This window comes from Aliiglaciecola sp. 2_MG-2023 (assembly GCF_030548145.1).
GTDB classification, from domain to species: domain Bacteria; phylum Pseudomonadota; class Gammaproteobacteria; order Enterobacterales; family Alteromonadaceae; genus Aliiglaciecola; species Aliiglaciecola lipolytica_A.
The window spans coordinates 1-19983 of sequence record NZ_JAUORY010000020.1; the positions used below are offsets into that span (position 1 = coordinate 1).

Here is a 19983-nt window from a genome sequence, read left to right on the forward strand (position 1 = left end):
TTGCCCGTGAGGCTTAACCATACAACGCCCAAATGTCTTCGTAAGAAGCATGGTGTTGTAAGAGTGACAAGACAACACAAAATTAGCTCGATAGAGCACAGAGTACGCATACTCTTTGATTACACAGCTTCCAAGTTTGTTAAAAACGACATGTTTATTAACAAGGTGAGGACATACCTAAACGAATGTAGGTAATGATAGTCACCTTGCGCAAATGTCATCTTGAAAAGATGAGTTTGCACGATTTATGTCTGGCGACCTTAGCGACACGGTACCACCTGATCCCATCTCGAACTCAGAAGTGAAACGTGTTAGCGGCGATGGTAGTGTGGGGTTTCCCCATGTGAGAGTAGCACATCGCCAGACTCCCATTAGAAGAAAGGCTACCTATTTAGGTAGCCTTTTTTTATGCCTGCGATTTACCTAACGAAGCGCCTTTATGAGCATCGAGATAGGTAGCATTCCTTCTATGCGCTGCCGCGCAACAACACCCCAAGAGAAACCATACCCATCAAGTGTTATGCAATACCTGACGATGTAATAAAACGCTAGGTGTTAACCGTCCCTGGTGCTTCGTCCAGCCTCGCATCCATGCGAGTCGTTCAGTCGGCTAACGTTGCTGCGCAACTAAGAACAGCCTCCTTCACCCCCATGTGAGAGAAAATGCATGTACAATCCCGTAGCACGGGCTTTAGCCCGTGGAATAAGCCATGTCTGTCCACGTTAAAGAGGCTGTCGTGCGGCTGGGCGGAACTGCGTTCCTAAAGATACCAGCCTTACCCCTGTGGCTATCTCCAGTGCAGCATCCATGCTGCCCGTTCCGTCGCTTAACGCTTCTGCGAAGCTAAAAACAACCGACTCCACCCCCATGTGAGAGCCAAAAGATGCTTAACTCTGTAGCACGGGCTTCAGCCCGTGGCATCTTGATATGAAATCTGGGTTCTTTTAAACCCAAATAACTGCCTCTATCTTGCTCAAAACTTATGACAATGGTTGTTACACTTTTCATGGGGGCATTTGTCACCTGAAGTGAAATTTTGTTTCCATAAAAATAATTACTTTGTCATAGTTGGAGTGGGAAATAAAAAATAACAAATGGAAAAATAATGAAAAAGTTTTTTAAATGGACTGGTCTGCTGCTTCTGACTGTTACTTTGTTTGGAGGGGCGTTAGGAGCCCATGAGTGGTATGCGAAAAAGCCTTTGTTCTTTCGCGCTTTTTTAGATCGTACTTTAATTAAGTTTGCCTTAGATAACCCAGAAATATTAACCAGTATTGGTGTTCTAGATGGTATGGGCTTTAAAGGTCACAATGCTGAATTAAATGATGACAGCTTGGAAAAGGCTGATGAAATGTTCGTACTTATGAAAGAGGTACGTGAAGGTTTGTTAGCTTATTCAGATAATTCTTTGGATGAATCACAACGATTATCAAAAGAAATTGCTCTTTACCTGATAGATGGGCAGATAGAGTCTGAACCATATCGTTTTCACAATTATCCTGTAAACCAATTGTTTGGGCTACAAAGTCAGTTTCCAAGCTTCATGGATTCAACACATCAAGTAAACGAGCTTGAAGATGCTCAAAATTATATATCTAGACTAAAAAAGGCAGACGTTAAATTTGCGCAAAATATGGAGGGTTTAATTGTTCGAGAGCAAAATAATATTATACCGCCTAGTTTTGTGATCGACCGAGTGCTCTCTGAAATGCAAGCTTTTGTGGATTCACCCGCTGAAGAAAACATATTATATACTTCCTTACAGGGCAAAATTGATAAAGCTGCAAATTTTTCCGATGCAGATAAATCACAAGTACTAAAAGATGCGGCAGAAGCTATTAACCAACATGTCTATCCCGCCTATCAATCATATATTGATTATTTTGAAAAGCTACAAAACAAAGCTGGTACAGACGATGGTTTATGGCGTTTAGAAGGCGGTGATATTGCATACAAACAAGCTTTAGAGTTTTTTACCACTACTAACTATAGTGCTGACTACATACATGAGACCGGCTTGTCTGAGGTGGAACGCATTCAGCAACAAATACTAACGATCTTAGGATCAGAAGGGTTTGACGTTACCGATGGTTTCACTACTGCAATTGAATCATTAAAAAATGATGAACGTTTCTACTATCCTGATACTGATGAAGGTCGTGCTCAGATACTAGCCGACTACCAGACTATCCTTGATGAAATTAACCAGTCAATGGGAGAAGTATTCAATGTTCTGCCTAAAGCTGGCATGGAAGTTAAGCGCATACCAGAATTTAAAGAAAAAACAGCACCAGGTGCATATTACCAACGGCCATCTATGGATGGGTCTAGACCGGGCGTCTTCTACGCTAATTTGTATGATATTAAAGCTACGCCTAAATACGGTATGCGCACTTTAGCTTATCATGAAGGTATTCCAGGCCATCACTTTCAGGTAAGTATTTCTATGGAGCTAGAGGGGTTACCTATTTTCAGAACCTTATCGCCATTTACCGCTTATGCTGAAGGTTGGGCATTATATGCCGAGCGTCTAGCTTGGGAATTAGGATTTGAAGATGACCCGTACGATAATATTGGTCGTTTACAAGCTGAGTTATTTAGAGCTGTTCGTTTAGTGGTAGATACCGGAATTCATGCTAAAAGATGGACGCGAGAAGAAGCGATAGAGTATATGGCGAACAATACTGGGATCGCACAAAGTGATGTTGTCTCAGAAATAGAAAGATATATAGTCATGCCAGGTCAGGCAACCTCTTATAAAGTGGGCATGATGAAAATCCTAGAGTTACGAGAAAAGGCTAAATTGGAGTTAGGTGATAAGTTTAAGTTAGCGGATTATCATGACGTCGTACTTAAAAATGGCGCAGTTCCATTGGATATATTAGAACGTCTAGTTAACGACTATATCCAAAGTAAAGCGAACTAATTTACATCGAACTACATAGCTAGATAGAAAATACTTTGTGAAGAAGTAAAGCAGCTCCTAAACAAAGTGTTTTCTAATTCAAAGTCAGTGTCGGACTTAAGATTTTTATTATTCTGAGATCTTTTTGCAGTCTAATAAATTGAAAATCGAAAGCGAAACTTGAAATAAACCTGTTTATTGTGACAAGGTAGCGCATGACACAATGGTTGGTTTTTTGGTATATGGATATATTAGCGCCCGCTCAATCCTCAGTTTATTTGCTAACAGTCGCAGTCCTTTCAGTTCTAACGCTATTAATTCTCATTGTTAAATTTCGAATTCACGCTTTCATAGCGTTGATTCTAGTAAGCATAGTTACAGCAATCGCCGCCGGTATACCATCTGAAAAACTACTTTCAACACTAACCCAAGGTTTTGGTGGGACATTAGCGTCTATCGCGTTATTGGTTGGTTTGGGGGCCATGATTGGGAAAATCCTTGAGCATAGTGGTGGTGCAACGATTTTGGCGGACACATTAATAACTCGGTTCGGCGAGAAAAGAGCGCCTTTAGCTTTAGGTATTGCATCTCTTTTGTTTGGTTTTCCGATCTTTTTTGATGCCGGTCTAATAGTGTTAATGCCGATTATCTTTAGTGTGGCAAAACGTTTCTCTGGATCTCTATTAGTCTACGCGCTGCCCTGCGCTGGCGCATTTGCAGTAATGCATGCTTTTGTACCGCCTCATCCAGGACCTGTAGCTGCATCCGGATTTTTAGGAGCTGATATTGGGCTTCTTCTCATTGTAGGTTTAGCAATTGCGATACCAACCTGGTATTTAGGCGCATATCTGTTTGCTTTGTATTGTGGAAAAAAGTTTCATATTCCTATTGATAACGACTTATTTGGACAAAACACGCCAGCAGACAATAGTTCATACCCTAGATTTAGCACAGTACTGTTCATATTATTGTTGCCGGTTGTTTTAATTTCGTTTAATACCGTTTTAAGTACTTTAATAATCGCAGGCTTAATAAATAGTGAGCACCAACTTTCTCATGTGTTTATCATTATAGGGCAGACACCTATTGCTTTACTTATCACCCTGCTTAGTTGCTTAATTATATTTTCAAAGCAGTACGGTGCAGAAAAATTAGAGCAATTATGCGCAGAGTCATTAGCACCTATATGCGCAATAATCTTAGTAACAGGTGCAGGAGGAATGTTTGGTGGTGTGCTAAGAGCCAGTGGGATTGGAGATTCACTCGCCTCCATATTAGCTGATACGGGTATGCCATTAATAGTCGCTGCTTTTTTAATTGCAGCCAGTTTGAGAGTGGCCCAAGGATCGGCAACTGTCGCCCTAACTACCACCGCTGCATTAGTTGCGCCTATTGTCACTGTAGCCCCTGATTTAAGCTCCTTAGATTTATGCTTTATTGTTATTTCAATCGCCGGTGGTTCAACAGTGCTTTCGCATTTTAATGACTCAGGTTTTTGGCTAGTGAGTCGTCTTTTAAACATGGATGTGAAAACAACACTTAAAACCTGGACCGTGATGGAAACGCTGCTAGGGACTATCGCATTTCTTTTCGCTTGGATATTGAGTTTGATTTTTTAGCCCAAGAATTATCATGGCTTTAATTATCAGGGCGATCTTCACGTAATAGACCGTACATATTCATATCGTGGAAATCGTCGTTCCAATAACATTTTCCGCGCAATGTACCCTCTAATTTAAACCCTAGTTTGGTTAGCAATGAGCCTGAAGGAATGTTTGAAGGCAAAGCCAAAGCTTCAATTCGATGCACGTAGAAATGGAAATCAGGGGAAAATACAAAGTCAACAACTCGTTTTACGGCTTCACTAGCAAACCCTTTTCCCCAATTTCTCTGACTAATTTCGTATCCGATAACGGCACTATGGTCATACTTATTCCAATGGGTAAAACCGCATGAACCTATGTAGCTACCCGTTTGCTTGTCGCGAATAGCCCAGCGAATGCCATTATCACTAGTAAATCTAGAATCAAAATACTCTACTAACCTATCGGCTTCGTGAATGTTTTTAAACAATTCAACGTCATAATGTTCCACAACTTTTGGGTCTGAGAAGACCTCAAAAATAGATTGTCTGTCCAATTTAGTTAATTGATCTAATCTAAGTCGTTGTGTTTCAAATACTGGGAATGTTCTATTTTGCATTCATTATGTCTAAGTGGTTAGAAAATCTGGTAGTTATTATTAACTATATACAGGAATATGCAACGTAGTCGGCCTTGTACTTAAAACGATGATACAAAAAAGCCGACATAATCAGCCGGCTTTTTTAAGTATTAACTAACTACTATGATTCTTTACTGCGACCAGCGCGTTTTCTTTCATTTTCAGTTAGTAATTTTTTACGGATACGGATGCTAACAGGAGTCACTTCTACCAATTCATCGTTATCGATAAACTCAAGAGCTTGCTCTAGAGACATTTTAATTGGCGGAACTAGTGTTTGTGCTTCATCAGTACCAGATGCACGAACGTTAGTTAATTGCTTACCTTTAAGTGCGTTTACCGTCAGGTCGTTATCACGACTGTGAATACCGATAACCATACCTTCATAAACTTCTACACCGTGACCGATAAATAAACGACCACGTTCTTGAAGGTTAAATAAAGCATTGGTTAATGCTTTACCTGTTGCATTGGCAATCAATACGCCATTCTTACGTTGACCAATTGAGCCACCTTTATGCGGTCCGTAATGATCGAATGTGTGATAAATCAAACCTGAGCCTGAAGTCATCGTCATAAAGTCAGTTTGGAATCCAATTAATCCGCGGCTAGGGATCATAAAGTCCATACGAATACGTCCTTTTCCATCAGGAGACATATTAGTAAGTTCACCTTTACGAAGTCCAATTTGTTCCATCACTGAACCTTGATGCTCTTCTTCAGCATCAATAGTTAATGTTTCAAATGGTTCGTGAATTTCGCCATCAATTTCTCTCAAAATTACTTCAGGGCGAGAAACCGCTAATTCGTAACCTTCACGACGCATATTTTCAATCAATATACCCAAATGTAGTTCACCACGTCCTGAAACACGGAATTTATCCGGATCTTCAGTTTCTTCTACTTTTAACGCTACGTTATGAATTAATTCATTTTGTAAACGCTCAAGAATATTACGAGAAGTAACGTACTTACCTTCTTTACCCGCAAATGGAGAAGTATTAACTTGGAAAGTCATGGTTACTGTAGGTTCATCTACAGATAACTGCGGTAAAGCTTCTACAGCATTTGGATCACAAATGGTGTCAGAGATTTTTAACTCGCCTAAACCGGTAATTGCAATGATGTCACCAGCTTGTGCTGAATCAACTTCATGTCTTTGTAAACCAAGGTAACCTTGTACCTGACCTACTTTACCGTTGCGCTTAGTGCCATCAGCCATAACAATAGTGACTTGCTGATTTGGTTTAACTGCACCGCGAGTTACGCGACCAACCCCGATAACACCTACATATGAGTTGTAATCAAGTTGAGAAATCTGCATTTGGAACGGGCCTTCAGGATCTGCATCAGGCGCTTCTACTACATCAACGATTGTTTGGAACAAATCCGTCATGTCTTCAGCTTGCTTGTCTGCTTCTCTTGTTGCCCAACCATTAAGTGCTGATGCATAAACTACTTGGAAGTCTAACTGATCATCAGTTGCGCCAAGGTTATCGAACAAGTCAAATACTTGATCCATTACCCAATCAGGACGAGCACCTGGTTTGTCAATTTTATTGATTACTACGATTGGCTTCAAACCTTGAGCGAAAGCTTTTTGTGTCACAAAACGAGTTTGCGGCATTGGACCTTCTTGGGCATCTACTAATAGAAGTACAGAATCAGCCATCGACATAACACGCTCTACTTCACCACCGAAGTCGGCGTGTCCAGGAGTGTCAACGATATTAATACGGTAATCATTCCAGTTAATTGCTGTGTTTTTTGCAAGTATGGTAATTCCACGTTCTTTTTCAATATCGTTAGAATCCATAACGCGCTCTTCAGCTTCGCCTCGGCTTTCCAAGGTGCCTGACTGTTGCAACAACTTGTCAACCAAGGTTGTTTTTCCGTGGTCAACGTGTGCAATAATTGCAATGTTTCTTAATTTACTAATATCTTTCATTTTGTTCGGTAAGCCTGTACTTTTAAATATGCTCTCGGATTGCCATTAATACCCAATTCTATTCACTGGGATTGCCGAGGGTTACGTTTGGGCGCGGATTATACAGGTAAATAATGAGCAGCGCCCTATTTATTTGTGATATTGAGCAAGTAACTGCCCCTTCTCCCTACTTATCTTAGGTATTTGTAAATTCGCTGTGGCTTAATCTTAGAAATCCACCTGTCGATACAAGCATTTAAAATCACCTAAACCGTGCGCTGTTGCACCAAAACGAATAGTAAGCTCTCTTTTGATATTACTTGTTTTACAATTAAGTATTTGAATTTATGAAATTAAATTTGTTTTTCATCGTTGGATTGATTATTGCTTGGTTAACTAAAACGCAAAAATACAGATCTATTGCGAAACCAACAAATTAACGTCATCTACAAAGTTGTCTGATGAACGTTAGGCAATGAAGCCCGCACAATTTTCCGATAATTGGAAAGTTGAGTGGGTTTTTTTTTGTTCAATGAAAGGTTAAACCTGTTAGGCGAAATAAAAATGAATGCGGAAAAATTTAATCTAGTGTCTTTTACCGGCAAAATGAAAACCTTGCATCTATCTTGGATGGCTTTTTTTATCACCTTTGTAGTTTGGTTTAACATGGCGCCACTCAAAGAAGCTATCGTCGACGGCGTAGGATTAACATTAAGTGAATGGAAAACACTGTTAATCATCAACGTTGCCTTAACCATACCTGCTAGAGTGTTAATTGGTTCATTAACCGACAAGTTTGGCCCAAGGCTGGTGTATTCTGCATTGCTGGCTATTTGTGCTATCCCCTGTTTTGCGTTTGCCCTAGCCAATAGCTTCGAACAATTGTTAATTGCCCGGTTTGCCATGGGATGTATTGGTGCTGGTTTCGTTGTTGGTATTCGCATGGTAAGTGAGTGGTTTCCTCCGAAAGAGTTGGGTACCGCAGAAGGCGTATATGGTGGTTGGGGGAACTTCGGTTCAGCCGCAGCGGCTTTTTCATTACCCACCATTGCATTGCTGTTCGGAGGCGAGGATGGATGGCGTTATGCCATTGGTATTACCGGTGTTTTGAGTTTGATTTTTAGTGTTATTTATTACAAAAACACCACAGACACACCCAAAGGTTCAACTTATTTTCGTCCCAAAAACCTTGGCGGATTAGAAGTCACTAGTGTCAAAGATTTCTATTTTTTATTAGTTATGAAAACGCCAATGTATTTGGCCTTAGCTTTACTTAACTGGAAGCTTTCACCAAGTGGCGTTTCTTTATTAAGCCACGACGTGGTAACCCTGTTGTATTTGAGTCTTGTCGCACTCTATATATTTGACGTATATAAAACCTATCAAGTAAATAAAGATATTTTTGTTACTCCTGTACCTGATATTCACAAGTATGAATTTAAACAAGTTGCGGTGCTGAATATATTGTACTTTGCCACATTTGGTTCTGAATTAGCTGTGGTTTCGATGTTACCGGCATTTTTTGCCGATACATTCACATTAAATATGGCGACTGCCGGACTATTAGCAGGTATGTATGCATTTATGAATTTAATGTCTCGGCCTGGTGGTGGGTTAATTTCTGACAAATTTGGTCGTAAACCAACATTGTTGATTCTTACCGCAGGCTTAGCTCTGGGATATTTTGCAATGAGTTTTATTGATGCTACGTGGCCAATCTGGTTAGCTGTTGTGGTCGTCATGGCATGTTCCTTCTTTGTGCAATCTGGTGAAGGCGCGGTTTTTGCTGTGGTTCCTCTGATTAAACGTCGCCTAACTGGACAAATTGCGGGTATGACAGGGGCCTATGGTAACGTTGGTGCCGTTGTATATTTAACGGTTTACTCTCTTGTCGACACGTCAACCTTCTTCATTGTGATTGCTTCTACGGCTGTGTTGGGCTTCGTAGCATTACTGTTTATGAAAGAGCCTAGCGGTACAATTACTGAAGTCAGAGAAGATGGTAGTGTCGAACTGATAAACGTCACATAATATGAATCGTTCTATTTAATTCAGGTATTTTAGCTTGGAAAAACTTCACCTTGAATTTGGTGGTTATTCAACGGCTGGTGTGAAAACGGAAAACCAGGATGCGTTTGCAGCCTGGTTGCCAGTGGGTGCTGAATTAACGAGTAAAGGAGCTGTCGCAACCATCGCTGACGGTGTTAGCTCGTGCAGCAGGGCAAAAGAAGCCGCTATAACCTGCGCTACTAATTTCATACAGGATTACCGTCAAACCCCAGAAACGTGGACGGTAAAAAGGGCCGCTACGCAAGTTTTACAAGGTTTGAATCGTTGGTGCGCAGGCCAACATGAGTATGCTTTAGGTGACCATAGTCAAATGGTCACTACTTTTAGCGCATTAATCTTCAAGTCTACCACTGGTTTCCTATTTCATGCTGGCGATAGTCGAATTTGTCGACTGCAGCAGGGGGATTTTGAGCAACTTTCTACCGATCATCATGCTCGGTTTGGCAACAAAAAAGTATTAAGTCGTGCCATTGGTATTGAAGCTAATCTCGATGTGGATTTTTGTACTTTTGAGCTCAACAAAGATGACCTTTTTATCTTGTCAACCGACGGTGTGCATGAGTTTATTAGTTCAAAACAAATACAGCTGCTACTCAATCAATGGTTGGCAGAACCAAAAATTGATTTAGAAAACCTCGCCAGAAGCATCGTTGAATTAGCGATTGAAGCCGGTAGTGACGACAATCTAAGTTGTTTGTTGGTTAAAGTTGCTGAACTGCCTCATGCCGACATCAACGAATATCATCGTCAACTTACTCGATTAGCGATGCCGCCTGCGCTAAAAGAGGGGATGAAGCTTGAGGGATATCGGGTACTGGAACAGGTTTTCAATGGCACACGAAGTAGCTTGTATAAAGTTATTAAGGAAGACACGCAAGAACTGTTTTGTTTAAAAACCCCTTCTCAATATTTTGTTGATGATCCCAACTATTTAAGCGGTTTTTTACGAGAAGAGTGGATAGGTCAAAAACTCCAACACGTAAATATTATGCGCATAAACCCGCGTCCAGATAACGCTAAATTTATGTATCACATTTGTGAGTTTATTGAAGGGCAAACTTTGCGCCAATGGCTGCTAGATAATCCGTCTGCATCCATTGTTGAAGTCAGAAGTATAATGAAGCAGCTAATAGCAGCACTTCGCATTTTTCAACGACAAGATATGGTTCATCGTGATATTAAACCGGAAAATGTGATGATTACCAAAACGGGCGAGGTTAAGTTAATCGATTTCGGTACGGTTTATGTTGGTGCAATGGCGGAAACTCAAGCTTTGCAAGAAGAGAGTGTACCTGTGGGGTCGGTGAACTATATCGCTCCAGAATATCTACTCAATAATCAATTCGATTTTCGCTCTGACTTATTTTCTGTGGCTGTCGTGTGTTTCGAAATGTTGACCGGACATTTGCCCTTTAAAGCATTTACCCCTCAATCAACAACAAAGTTAAGTGTTGATAATTGGCAGTATATTTCATTAAGGAATTTTAGACCTGACTTGCCACAATGGTTAGATATCGCATTGGCAAAAGGTTTGGCAATTAATCCAGAGCAGCGTTATCAGGCGTTTTCGGAATTTTTTACGGATTTGTCCAAACCAAATACCACTATGCTGAGTCAAATTCAGCATCAGCCGCTAATTCAACGAAACCCACTGCGTTTATTTAAATTTATTGCCTTGGTTGAGTTCATTATCATTCTGCTCTTACTAAGTTATTTTACCTAAAAATAATATAAATTCCTTTGATGGTTATGCCCTATTTTAGTTAAAAGTTGCACCAAGAAACGGCACTAGCTGACATTAATCTGGGCTTTAAATAAACTATATTATTGATAATTATAGAATTAATTTTTTGGCCTAATAAATGCTTATCTATGTTCAGAGGTAGATTGCTGCATTTTGATTCGCTCAATCTATTACACAAAATTCAATAGCTAGCCATGGCGGTTAGTTATACCCGGCAACGAAGCCCGCAGTATCTGTTTAGCAGATACTGCGGGCTTTTTTCGTTTCTGGGGTTAATAAATTAGAGGCATATTATGACCACAAATGAACATTTAACTCGCATTGTCGTAGTCGGAAACGGAATGGTAGGACACCATTTTGTTGAGCAGCTTATTCAACAAAGTGAAGAGGTATACGGCAAAAATCGTTTTCATATTACGGTGTTATCTGCTGAACCTCGATTGGCATACGACCGTGTTCATTTATCAGAGTATTTTTCTGGCAAAACAGCGGATGAACTCTCTTTAACGAGTGCAGAACATTATCAGCAACTTGGGGTTAATTTTCAGGTTAACGCACGAGTTAATAACATCGACAAACAAGCCAAAAAAGTGACTACTGAAAACGCTGAAGTCTTAACTTATGACAAGTTGATTTTAGCCACTGGCTCTTTTCCATTTGTGCCGCCAATTCCTGGCAATGATCAACCTCATTGCCTTGTTTACAGAACCATTGAAGACTTGGAAGCCATTAGTGCTTCTGCTCAAGTAAGCAAAGTTGGTGTAGTTGTTGGTGGCGGTTTGTTGGGGTTAGAAGCGGCTAATGCCCTTAAACAAGCTGGATTGAAAACCCATGTTGTGGAGTTTGCCCCACAATTAATGGCTGTCCAAGTAGACACTGGCGGTGGCCGTGTACTGAAGGACAAAATTGAAGATCTAGGGGTTGAAGTACATACTCAAAAAGCTACGCAAAGTATTGAAGCTGGCGATAGCTGTCGCTACAAAATGGTATTCGCAGACGGTGAAATCCTCGAAACCGATATGATCCTATTCTCTGCCGGAATTCGTCCCCAAGACAAGTTAGCTCGAGAATTTGGCATCGAGATCGGTGAGCGCGGCGGAATTGTAGTTAACGATCACTGTTTGACCAGCGACCCGGATATTTATGCCATTGGCGAATGTGCCCTTTGGAACAATTTTATTTTTGGTTTAGTCGCACCCGGTTACACCATGGCCAGAGCCGCAGCCAGTAATATTGTTGGTGGGGATGTGTTATTTGAAGGTGCTGACATGAGCACTAAATTAAAACTGATGGGGGTCGAAGTTGGCTCTATCGGTGATGCTCACGCCAGAGAGCATGGCGCATTAACCTACACTTATGAAGATCAAGTTACAGGCGTTTACAAAAAAATCGTTGTCAATGCTGACACCAACAAGTTAACTGGTTCTGTATTAGTAGGTGATACCAGTGATTACGATACTTTATTGCAATATGCGTTAAATGAAATTGATTTACCTGAATTCCCAGAAAGCTTAATTTTACCCTCATTCGGTGAAGGCGCTCCCACTTTAGGAGCTGATGCGCTTCCTGATACGGCAACAATTTGTTCATGTCACAACGTTACTAAAGGTGACATTGTCGCCAGCCTTGATGCTGGGGCTTGCGATTTAGCCGCTGTTAAAAGCTGCACTAAAGCCAGTACCGGATGCGGAGGTTGTGCAGCATTGCTTAAGTCGGTTACAGACAATGACCTTGAAAAACGAGGCGTGGAAGTTAAGAAGGATATTTGTGAGCATTTTGCTTATTCACGTCAAGAGTTGTTCCATATGGTTCAAGTGGGCCAAATCAAAACCTTCGATGAATTATTGGAAAAACACGGTACCGGCTTAGGTTGTGAAATTTGTAAACCAGCAGCAGCTTCTATTTTGGCGTCTATCTGGAATGACTTTATTCTGGAAACTCCCCATGTCACTTTGCAAGATACCAACGACACTTATTTGGCCAACATGCAAAAGAACGGCACTTATTCGGTGGTTCCGCGTATCGCTGGTGGAGAAATAACCCCTGATAAACTCATTGTGCTTGGCCAAGTAGCGAAAAAATATAATTTGTACACTAAGGTGACCGGCGGACAACGAATTGACTTATTCGGTGCCAGAGTTGAACAACTTCCTCTTATTTGGGAAGAACTAATTGATGCAGGTTTTGAAACCGGTCACGCTTACGCCAAATCTCTTCGAACCGTTAAGTCATGTGTTGGCAGCACTTGGTGTCGCTACGGAGTACAAGATTCAGTTGGTCAGGCTATTGATATCGAAAACCGCTACAAAGGCCTACGCTCACCCCATAAATTGAAAATCGGCGTATCTGGCTGTACCCGCGAATGTGCCGAAGCGCAAAGTAAAGATATCGGTATTATCGCCACAGAAAACGGTTGGAATCTATATGTTTGCGGTAATGGTGGAATGAAACCACGACACGCCGACCTATTCGCTACTGATTTGGATACCGAAACGTTAATTAAATACATCGACAGGGTCTTGATGTTTTATGTGCGCACTGCAGACAGATTGCAGCGAACCTCTGTATGGATGGAAAATATGGAAGGTGGGCTTGATTATCTTAAAGAGGTAGTGATTAACGACTCACTGGGACTCGGTGCTGAACTCGAACAGCAAATGCAACACGTCGTCGATAGTTATCAATGTGAATGGAAGACGGCCATAACAGCAGAAAACTCTCGCAAACGCTTCCGTCAATTTGTGAATAGCGAAAAAACTGATAGCAACATTATCTTTGTGGAAGAGCGTGAGCAGATTCGTCCAGCAACAGAAACTGAAGTTGATAAAATTTTAGGCACAGTGAAGCCGGTTGTTGAAACTGCTTCATCTATCAATATCGTAGAAGTGGAGTAAGGAATTATGAGCATGAGTGATAATTGGATTAACGTGTGTGAACCTAACGACTTGGTTGATAATTCCGGTGTATGTGCCCTAGTCAACGACGTACAAGTGGCAATATTCAAAATTTGTCAGGGCGATAAACTAAGTCTTTATGCCGTGAGTAATTGGGATCCTATCGGTAAAGCTAATGTCATGTACCGAGGTTTAGTGGGCTCTGTATCCAATGAACCTTTTGTCGCGTCACCATTGTATAAGCAGCGTTTTAAACTTATCTCTGGAGAGTGTATAGATGACGAAAGCGTAAAAATTGCGGTTTATCCAGCACGTATTGTTGATCAACAAGTCCAGCTTCAATTAGTGAATTAAATGAGTGCTCATATTCCGCGTAGTTCAATAGTTGCGACCGAAAACGATCGAGCTTTTGATTGTCAACCATCGCCAACACTGGCAAAAACCACATGTCCTTATTGTGGTGTCGGTTGTGGTGTCGACGTTCAGGTCGAGAAACCTGCCGACGGCGGGGAGTATCGATTAAACCAAGTGAATGGCTCCTCTGATCATCCGGCTAATTTTGGACGGTTATGTGTTAAAGGCAGTAAACTTCTAGAAACTAATGGCCTTGAAGGACGTTTATTGAGTCCTAAAATCCAAGGTCAAGATGTCGATTGGCAACAAGCTACACAGCATGTCGCTAACAAATTTAGGCAAATTATTGCTGAGCACGGACCCGGTGCTGTTGCCTTCTACGTCTCAGGTCAATTATTGACAGAAGATTACTATGTCGCCAACAAATTAATGAAAGGCTACATTGGTACCGCAAATATCGATACCAATTCACGTTTGTGCATGTCATCAGCCGTATCTGCATATAAGCGTGCGTTTGGCGCAGATGCAGTACCGTGCAATTATGAAGATTTAGAGCTTGCTGATCTTATTGTTTTTATTGGCTCTAATGCTGCTTGGACGCACCCCGTTCTATTTCAACGAATAGAACGTGCCAAAAAGCTAAATCCAGCAATGAAGATTGTCACTATTGATCCTCGCCAAACTGGCACTGGCGAGATTGCTGATCTCCACTTGGCAATAAAATCAGGTACAGACACCGCGTTATTTAATGGTTTATTACATTACTTAAAGCAGCATAACAAGCTAGATCAAAATTATATCGATGCTAATACAGAAGGTTTTGATGCAGCTTTAGACTGTGCAAAACAATGGACATTAGAAAAGGTCGCGCAAGTTTGTGATATCCCTTTAATCGACGTTGCCAAGTTTTATACTTTATTCGCAGATTCAGATAAAGCTGTATCGGCCTATACTATGGGAGTAAATCAGTCCAGCTCTGGCACCGATAAAGCTAACAGCATCATTAATTGTCATCTAGCCAGTGGCAAGTTGGGACGAGAAGGTTGTGGTCCGTTTTCCCTCACAGGACAGCCAAACGCAATGGGCGGCAGGGAAGTGGGCGGCTTGGCCAATATGCTCGCCGCGCATATGGACATCGATAATCCGCAGCATCAACAAATCGTACAATCTTATTGGCAATCGCCAGCTATTCCAAAAACTATTGGCTTGAAAGCTGTAGATATGTTCGACGAGGTGCATAAAGGCAATATTAAGGCGATTTGGATCATGGCAACAAATCCCATGGTGAGCATGCCAAATCGAGGAAAAATAGCTAGCGCTTTGCAAAAATGTGAGTTTGTAGTGGTGTCTGATTGTGTGGCAAAAAATGACACACTAGCGATGGCCGATGTCGTGCTACCTGCTACAGGTTGGTCAGAAAAAAATGGCACAGTCACCAATTCAGAGCGACGTATTTCTCGACAGCGGGGCATTTTATCTGCGCCAGGACTTGCCAAGCATGATTGGCAGATTATTTGTGACGTTGCTAAAGCTATGGGATTCGAACAAGGTTTTAACTATCTCAACCCATCCGAAATATTTCGTGAACACGCAGGTTTAACCGCTTATAAAAATCATGGACTCAGGGCCCTCGACTTGTCGGCTTTGCAGCACATAAGTGAAAAAGAATATGACAGATTAAAGCCGGTTCAATGGCCGATTAATGCAAACAATCGCTCTGGCACTCAACGACTATTTACCGATGGGCAGTTCTATACTGCGTCTAAAAAGGCACAATTTATTGCACTGCAACCTAAAGCCCCCGAAGTAGCTACCAGTGCGGACTTTCCATTTGTTTTAAATAGTGGTCGTATTAGAGATCAATGGCATACCATGACTCGTACTGGAAAAACAGCCGAATTGACTGGTCACATTGACCGCGCTTTTGTGCATATGCACCCCCTTGATGCCAAACAAAATGGAATATGTGATGGAGATTTCCTAGAAATAACCTCTGCCATTTCGCAAAAGCACGCACAAACTGAGCAACATAAAAAAGTCATAATGCCGGTTAAACTGCAGCCACAACAACGAACAGGGGAGTTGTTTGCGCCTATTCATTGGAGTGGCACTAATTCATCCTCTTCCGCTATCGCAGCTCTCTACTCTGATGCTTCAGATGCGGTTTCTGGCCAGCCCGAATTAAAACATTCTGCGGTGAATGTGAAGTTGTGTAACTATCCACTGCATGGTCAACTATTTACTCGAAAAAAGCTAGACCATAGGTTGTTGAATCAAGTCGCCGAATATTGGAGCGAAATTGCTATCGATCAGGGGTATTTAGTTTATTTTGCTTCAGATAATGCTGAAATGGTCTCTGAATTGCAGGTTAACTTACCATTATGCACAGAGTGGTTTTCTTCCCGGCAAAAAACGGAGCTGGGCGACAAAAGAAATATTTTCGCACTCCGCGATGGTGGTTTAGATTTAGCTCTATTTTGGGACTCCAATGCCCCGCAAATGGATGTTAATTGGATAAATAGTTTGTTGCAGCAAACGGCGTTACTAGATGAACAGAAATCGGCGTTATTGAGGGCTACACCGGATCCAGCGTTCGCTCAAGGTCGATTGATATGTAGCTGCTTCAAAGTCGGAGAAAACACCATTGTAGAGGCAATAAAGCAGGGCTGTAATTCGGTAGATAAATTAGGTGATGAACTAAAATGTGGTACTAACTGTGGTTCCTGTAAAACAGAGCTTAAGCAATTAGTTAAAAGCCATACTTATGAGGGAAATATAACTATTCTCGATGCTGAACTTAAACCTTTGCAAACCGGAACATAAAATGTATTTTATGCATCTAAATTTTAGCTCCTTGCTATCCCAGCTCGCAACGCAATAGTCGACTAAGGTACATTACTCGAATGAACGAAAATCAGGAATTTAAACATTTTATCCGGATCATTGGCAGAGGCCAGAGAGCAGGGCGTACCTTAACTCAACAAGAAGCATTTGATGCTATGACGATGGTAATCGAAGAACGTGTGACGCCTGAGCAAAAAGGGGCTTTTCTTATGTTGCTGCGAGTGAGAGAGGAGACGCCAGAGGAGTTAGCTGGTTTTACCCAAGCATTTCGACAACATACTATTGCTGGCTTAGATTCACTACATGTAGATTTAGACATGGGTTGTTACGCTGGGAAAAGACGACAGTTACCTTGGTTTTTATTGGCGGTTTTAGTATTGGCTCAACAAGGGAAACGAATTTTTCTACACGGCACTAATGAGCCGGACTCTAAACGATTATATTTGAATGAAGTGATGCCACATTTAGGTTTCAGTGTCGCAACTTCAACTCAAATGGTTGCCGAACAACTTGCCACCCTTGGATTTAGTTATATGGAATTGGAACAAGTGAATCCGCAGTTGGATAAAATAATTCAGTTACGGGCTCAATTTGGACTTCGTTCCTGCGCTAACACCTTAGCGAGAATTCTTAATCCGTCGAAAGCTAACTTTAGTTTACAAGGGGTGTTTCATCGTCAAGTAGATGAAAAACATCGTCTAACCGCGGCGTTATTAGAAGATCCAAATATGTTGTGTTTTAGAGGCGAAGGAGGCGAAATTGAATTTAATCCCGAGCGCGACGTTGCCTTACATATTTGCCGAAATACCGAACATAAAGTGATTAACGTTGAGGCATTTAACGAAAGCAGAATGACGAAACCACGACAACTCATTGCTAGTGAATTAATTCAGTTCTGGGAAGGTAAAGAAAATACTTATGCCCATGATGCAGTGATTGGAACGCTCAGTATTATGCTGGTGCTTATGGAAGACCTTGATTGGTCAGAGGCCTTCAATCAAGCGAAAGCTTTGTGGTCAATGCGCAATAAAGTATGGTCAGCAACGAGCCTGCAAAAAACAGTTGAAAATCCGTTATTTGATACAACCGGTAAACACTACGCTCATTAGTTTTGCACTCAGTTGGTGCGGTTGCACGGTTATTACATAAGTTTATGTGATTTGATTAGATGAATAATTGTAAGTAATTGAATATCTTGGTTATATATTTATGGTGTGGAGATTGCTCTTCCTTCGCTTACCGATAGTAACCTCTTCAATTCAGAGCTGGAAATGAGTTTTGGTGAGTAATAAAGACAAAAAAAATGTAGCTCACAGCGCGAAGAACTTACGGATTCTGCTAATCGACGAAAATACACATCGAGCAGACTTGGTAACCGCAGCGCTGGGAAATTCTCGCTATGAAATTAGTCATTTAGCTAGTCCATCCGGCACTTTATTAAAGCAAGTAGACCAGTTGCAGCCGGATATTATCGTTATTGATATTGAGTCACCTAGTCGTGATATTCTGGAAAGCCTGCACACTATTAAAAATATTGATCCCAAACCTGTTGTGATGTTTTCTAGTGAAGAAGACACAGACACCATCAACCAGAGCATTGAATCTGGTGTTAGTGCATATGTGGTGGGGGATCTCGAACCCCATCGAGTGAAACCTATCTTAGATGCCGCTGTGGCTAGATTTCGAGAATTCCAAAAATTAAAAACCGAATTAATCGACACCAAACAGCAACTTACCTCTCGAAAGAATATTGACCAGGCTAAACGTATACTAATGAAAAATAAAAATATCAGTGAAGATCAAGCGTTCCATACCATGCGAAAAACGGCTATGGATACCGGTCAAAAGCTAGATGATGTGGCCAAGACCATCATTTCGATGTTTAACTCGTTGTAAAGCAAATCATGATTAAACCTGAAAAAACAAAATTAACCCTCGGATTTAGCCCCCTTACCGATTGCGCTCCTTTTGTAGTGGCAAAAAATCTCGGTTACTTCGAAAATTGGGGATTAGACGTTACTCTGCAAAAACAAAATTCTTGGGCGACGTTACGGGATAAATTACATGCAGGGATCTTGGATGCGGCACAAATGCTCGCCCCAATGCCCATTGCCAGCACTTTAGGTTTGGGAGTCTCACCCATTCATGTGGTGACACCCATGGTGTTAAGTCAAAATGGGAATGGCATTACATTGTCTGAAGCCTTGATTGAAGAAGTATTGGCGGTTAACAAAATCTTTCAATTGGCATTTCCCCTAGACGCTAAATTACTAAAAAACGTGATTGATTATCGCGTTCAAGAAAACAAAGACAAACTGTCTTTTGCGACTGTGTTTCCGTATAGCTGTCATCATTATCAACTTAAAGACTGGTTGCTCAGTGGCGGGATCAGCTTTGACGATGTGAACATCAGCGTGGTCCCACCAATTAATATGGTCGATTCCATGTTAAATGGCGACATCGATGGTTTTTGTGTTGGCGGCCCATGGAACGCAAAAGCTGTGCGTGGTAATTGCGGGGTGACAGTAGTTACTTCATCCGATATATGGCAAGACTCTCCAGAAAAAGTCCTCGGATTTCTGTCTTCTTTTGTCGAAAGCAAACCGAATACTGTTCTTGCAATTTGTGCAGCCCTAAAACAAGCCTGCAATTGGTTAGACTCTGTACCTAATCGTTTTGAAACCGCAGTGATGATGAGTCAAGAAGGATTCTTAGGGGAACCTTTGGAGATAATTACCCCATCTCTTTTAGGCAGTTGTTTAACCCAAGCTAAGCTTTCTCCACGCTCAGTGCCTTCTTATAATCAATTTTCAACTACAGTCGATGGGAATGATGTGAACAACCCTGATGTTGAGTATGGACAATGGTTATTGCAGAAAATGAAAAGTAGCGGTCAAATTGCTGACAATATAAACACTAAAGGGTGTATTGAAGGTATTTATCGTAGTGATATTTATCGCCAAATCGCGCCTCTTTTAAATGCTCTTGGTTAGTGCCAATACTAAAAAAGTGCGAGGAAAG

The 19983-nt window shown here is 41.3% G+C and carries 13 protein-coding genes and 1 rRNA gene; 11 read left to right on the plus strand and 3 right to left on the minus strand.

Going from position 1 to position 19983, the window contains the following annotated elements; all coding sequences use genetic code 11:
- The first annotated feature begins 250 nt into the window (after nucleotides 1-250).
- A 5S ribosomal RNA gene (gene rrf / locus Q4567_RS16995) occupies nucleotides 251-366 on the plus strand.
- A gap of 357 nt (nucleotides 367-723) precedes the next feature.
- Here the strand turns inward: rrf and Q4567_RS17000 are convergent.
- The gene (locus Q4567_RS17000; RefSeq protein WP_216049669.1) at nucleotides 724-870 is read right to left on the minus strand and encodes a hypothetical protein; all 147 of its coding nucleotides are present in this window, start codon (nucleotides 868-870) and stop codon (nucleotides 724-726) included.
- Between the two features lie 236 nt (nucleotides 871-1106).
- Here Q4567_RS17000 and Q4567_RS17005 point away from each other — a divergent pair, with 236 nt between their 5' ends.
- On the plus strand, nucleotides 1107-2927 hold the full coding sequence (locus Q4567_RS17005; protein WP_303501201.1) for a DUF885 family protein: 1821 nt from the start codon (nucleotides 1107-1109) through the stop codon (nucleotides 2925-2927).
- Nucleotides 2928-3121: 194 nt separating this feature from the next.
- Entirely contained in the window at nucleotides 3122-4525 is a 1404-nt protein-coding gene (locus Q4567_RS17010) for a GntP family permease (RefSeq protein WP_303501202.1), read from the plus strand.
- A 19-nt stretch (nucleotides 4526-4544) separates the two neighbouring features.
- Here Q4567_RS17010 and Q4567_RS17015 read toward each other — a convergent pair whose 3' ends face one another.
- Together Q4567_RS17015 and typA are read right to left on the minus strand one after the other, a co-directional pair.
- Complete coding sequence (locus Q4567_RS17015; RefSeq protein WP_303501203.1) at nucleotides 4545-5108, minus strand: GNAT family N-acetyltransferase; 564 nt, start codon at nucleotides 5106-5108, stop codon at nucleotides 4545-4547.
- A 142-nt stretch (nucleotides 5109-5250) separates the two neighbouring features.
- On the minus strand, nucleotides 5251-7077 hold the full coding sequence (gene typA, locus Q4567_RS17020) for a translational GTPase TypA (protein WP_216049672.1): 1827 nt from the start codon (nucleotides 7075-7077) through the stop codon (nucleotides 5251-5253).
- A gap of 543 nt (nucleotides 7078-7620) precedes the next feature.
- On the opposite strand from typA, the gene Q4567_RS17025 reads away from it, so the two are divergent.
- The 8 genes from Q4567_RS17025 to Q4567_RS17060 all read left to right on the plus strand — a co-directional run bounded on the left by Q4567_RS17025 (nucleotide 7621) and on the right by Q4567_RS17060 (nucleotide 19955).
- Nucleotides 7621-9087, plus strand: coding sequence for a NarK family nitrate/nitrite MFS transporter (locus Q4567_RS17025; RefSeq protein ID WP_303501204.1), 1467 nt, complete (start codon nucleotides 7621-7623; stop codon nucleotides 9085-9087).
- 34 nt (nucleotides 9088-9121) lie between these two features.
- A complete protein-coding gene (locus Q4567_RS17030; RefSeq protein WP_303501206.1) occupies nucleotides 9122-10849 on the plus strand; it encodes a bifunctional protein-serine/threonine kinase/phosphatase in 1728 nt (575 codons plus the stop codon).
- 314 nt (nucleotides 10850-11163) lie between these two features.
- Nucleotides 11164-13764 carry a nitrite reductase large subunit NirB gene (gene nirB / locus Q4567_RS17035; protein ID WP_303501207.1) on the plus strand — a complete coding sequence of 867 codons (2601 nt, stop codon included), beginning with the start codon at nucleotides 11164-11166 and terminating at the stop codon, nucleotides 13762-13764.
- A 6-nt stretch (nucleotides 13765-13770) separates the two neighbouring features.
- Complete coding sequence (gene nirD / locus Q4567_RS17040) at nucleotides 13771-14118, plus strand: nitrite reductase small subunit NirD (RefSeq protein WP_216049676.1); 348 nt, start codon at nucleotides 13771-13773, stop codon at nucleotides 14116-14118.
- Nucleotides 14119-16941 (plus strand): nitrate reductase, encoded by a 2823-nt coding sequence (locus tag Q4567_RS17045; RefSeq protein ID WP_303501209.1) that lies wholly within the window; start codon nucleotides 14119-14121, stop codon nucleotides 16939-16941.
- Between the two features lie 80 nt (nucleotides 16942-17021).
- Complete coding sequence (locus Q4567_RS17050) at nucleotides 17022-18071, plus strand: glycosyl transferase family protein (protein ID WP_303501210.1); 1050 nt, start codon at nucleotides 17022-17024, stop codon at nucleotides 18069-18071.
- 172 nt (nucleotides 18072-18243) lie between these two features.
- Nucleotides 18244-18858: an ANTAR domain-containing response regulator gene (locus tag Q4567_RS17055; RefSeq protein WP_303501211.1), complete on the plus strand. Its 615-nt coding sequence runs from the start codon at nucleotides 18244-18246 to the stop codon at nucleotides 18856-18858.
- A gap of 8 nt (nucleotides 18859-18866) precedes the next feature.
- A complete protein-coding gene (locus Q4567_RS17060; RefSeq protein WP_216049680.1) occupies nucleotides 18867-19955 on the plus strand; it encodes a CmpA/NrtA family ABC transporter substrate-binding protein in 1089 nt (362 codons plus the stop codon).
- Nucleotides 19956-19983 lie beyond the last annotated feature (28 nt).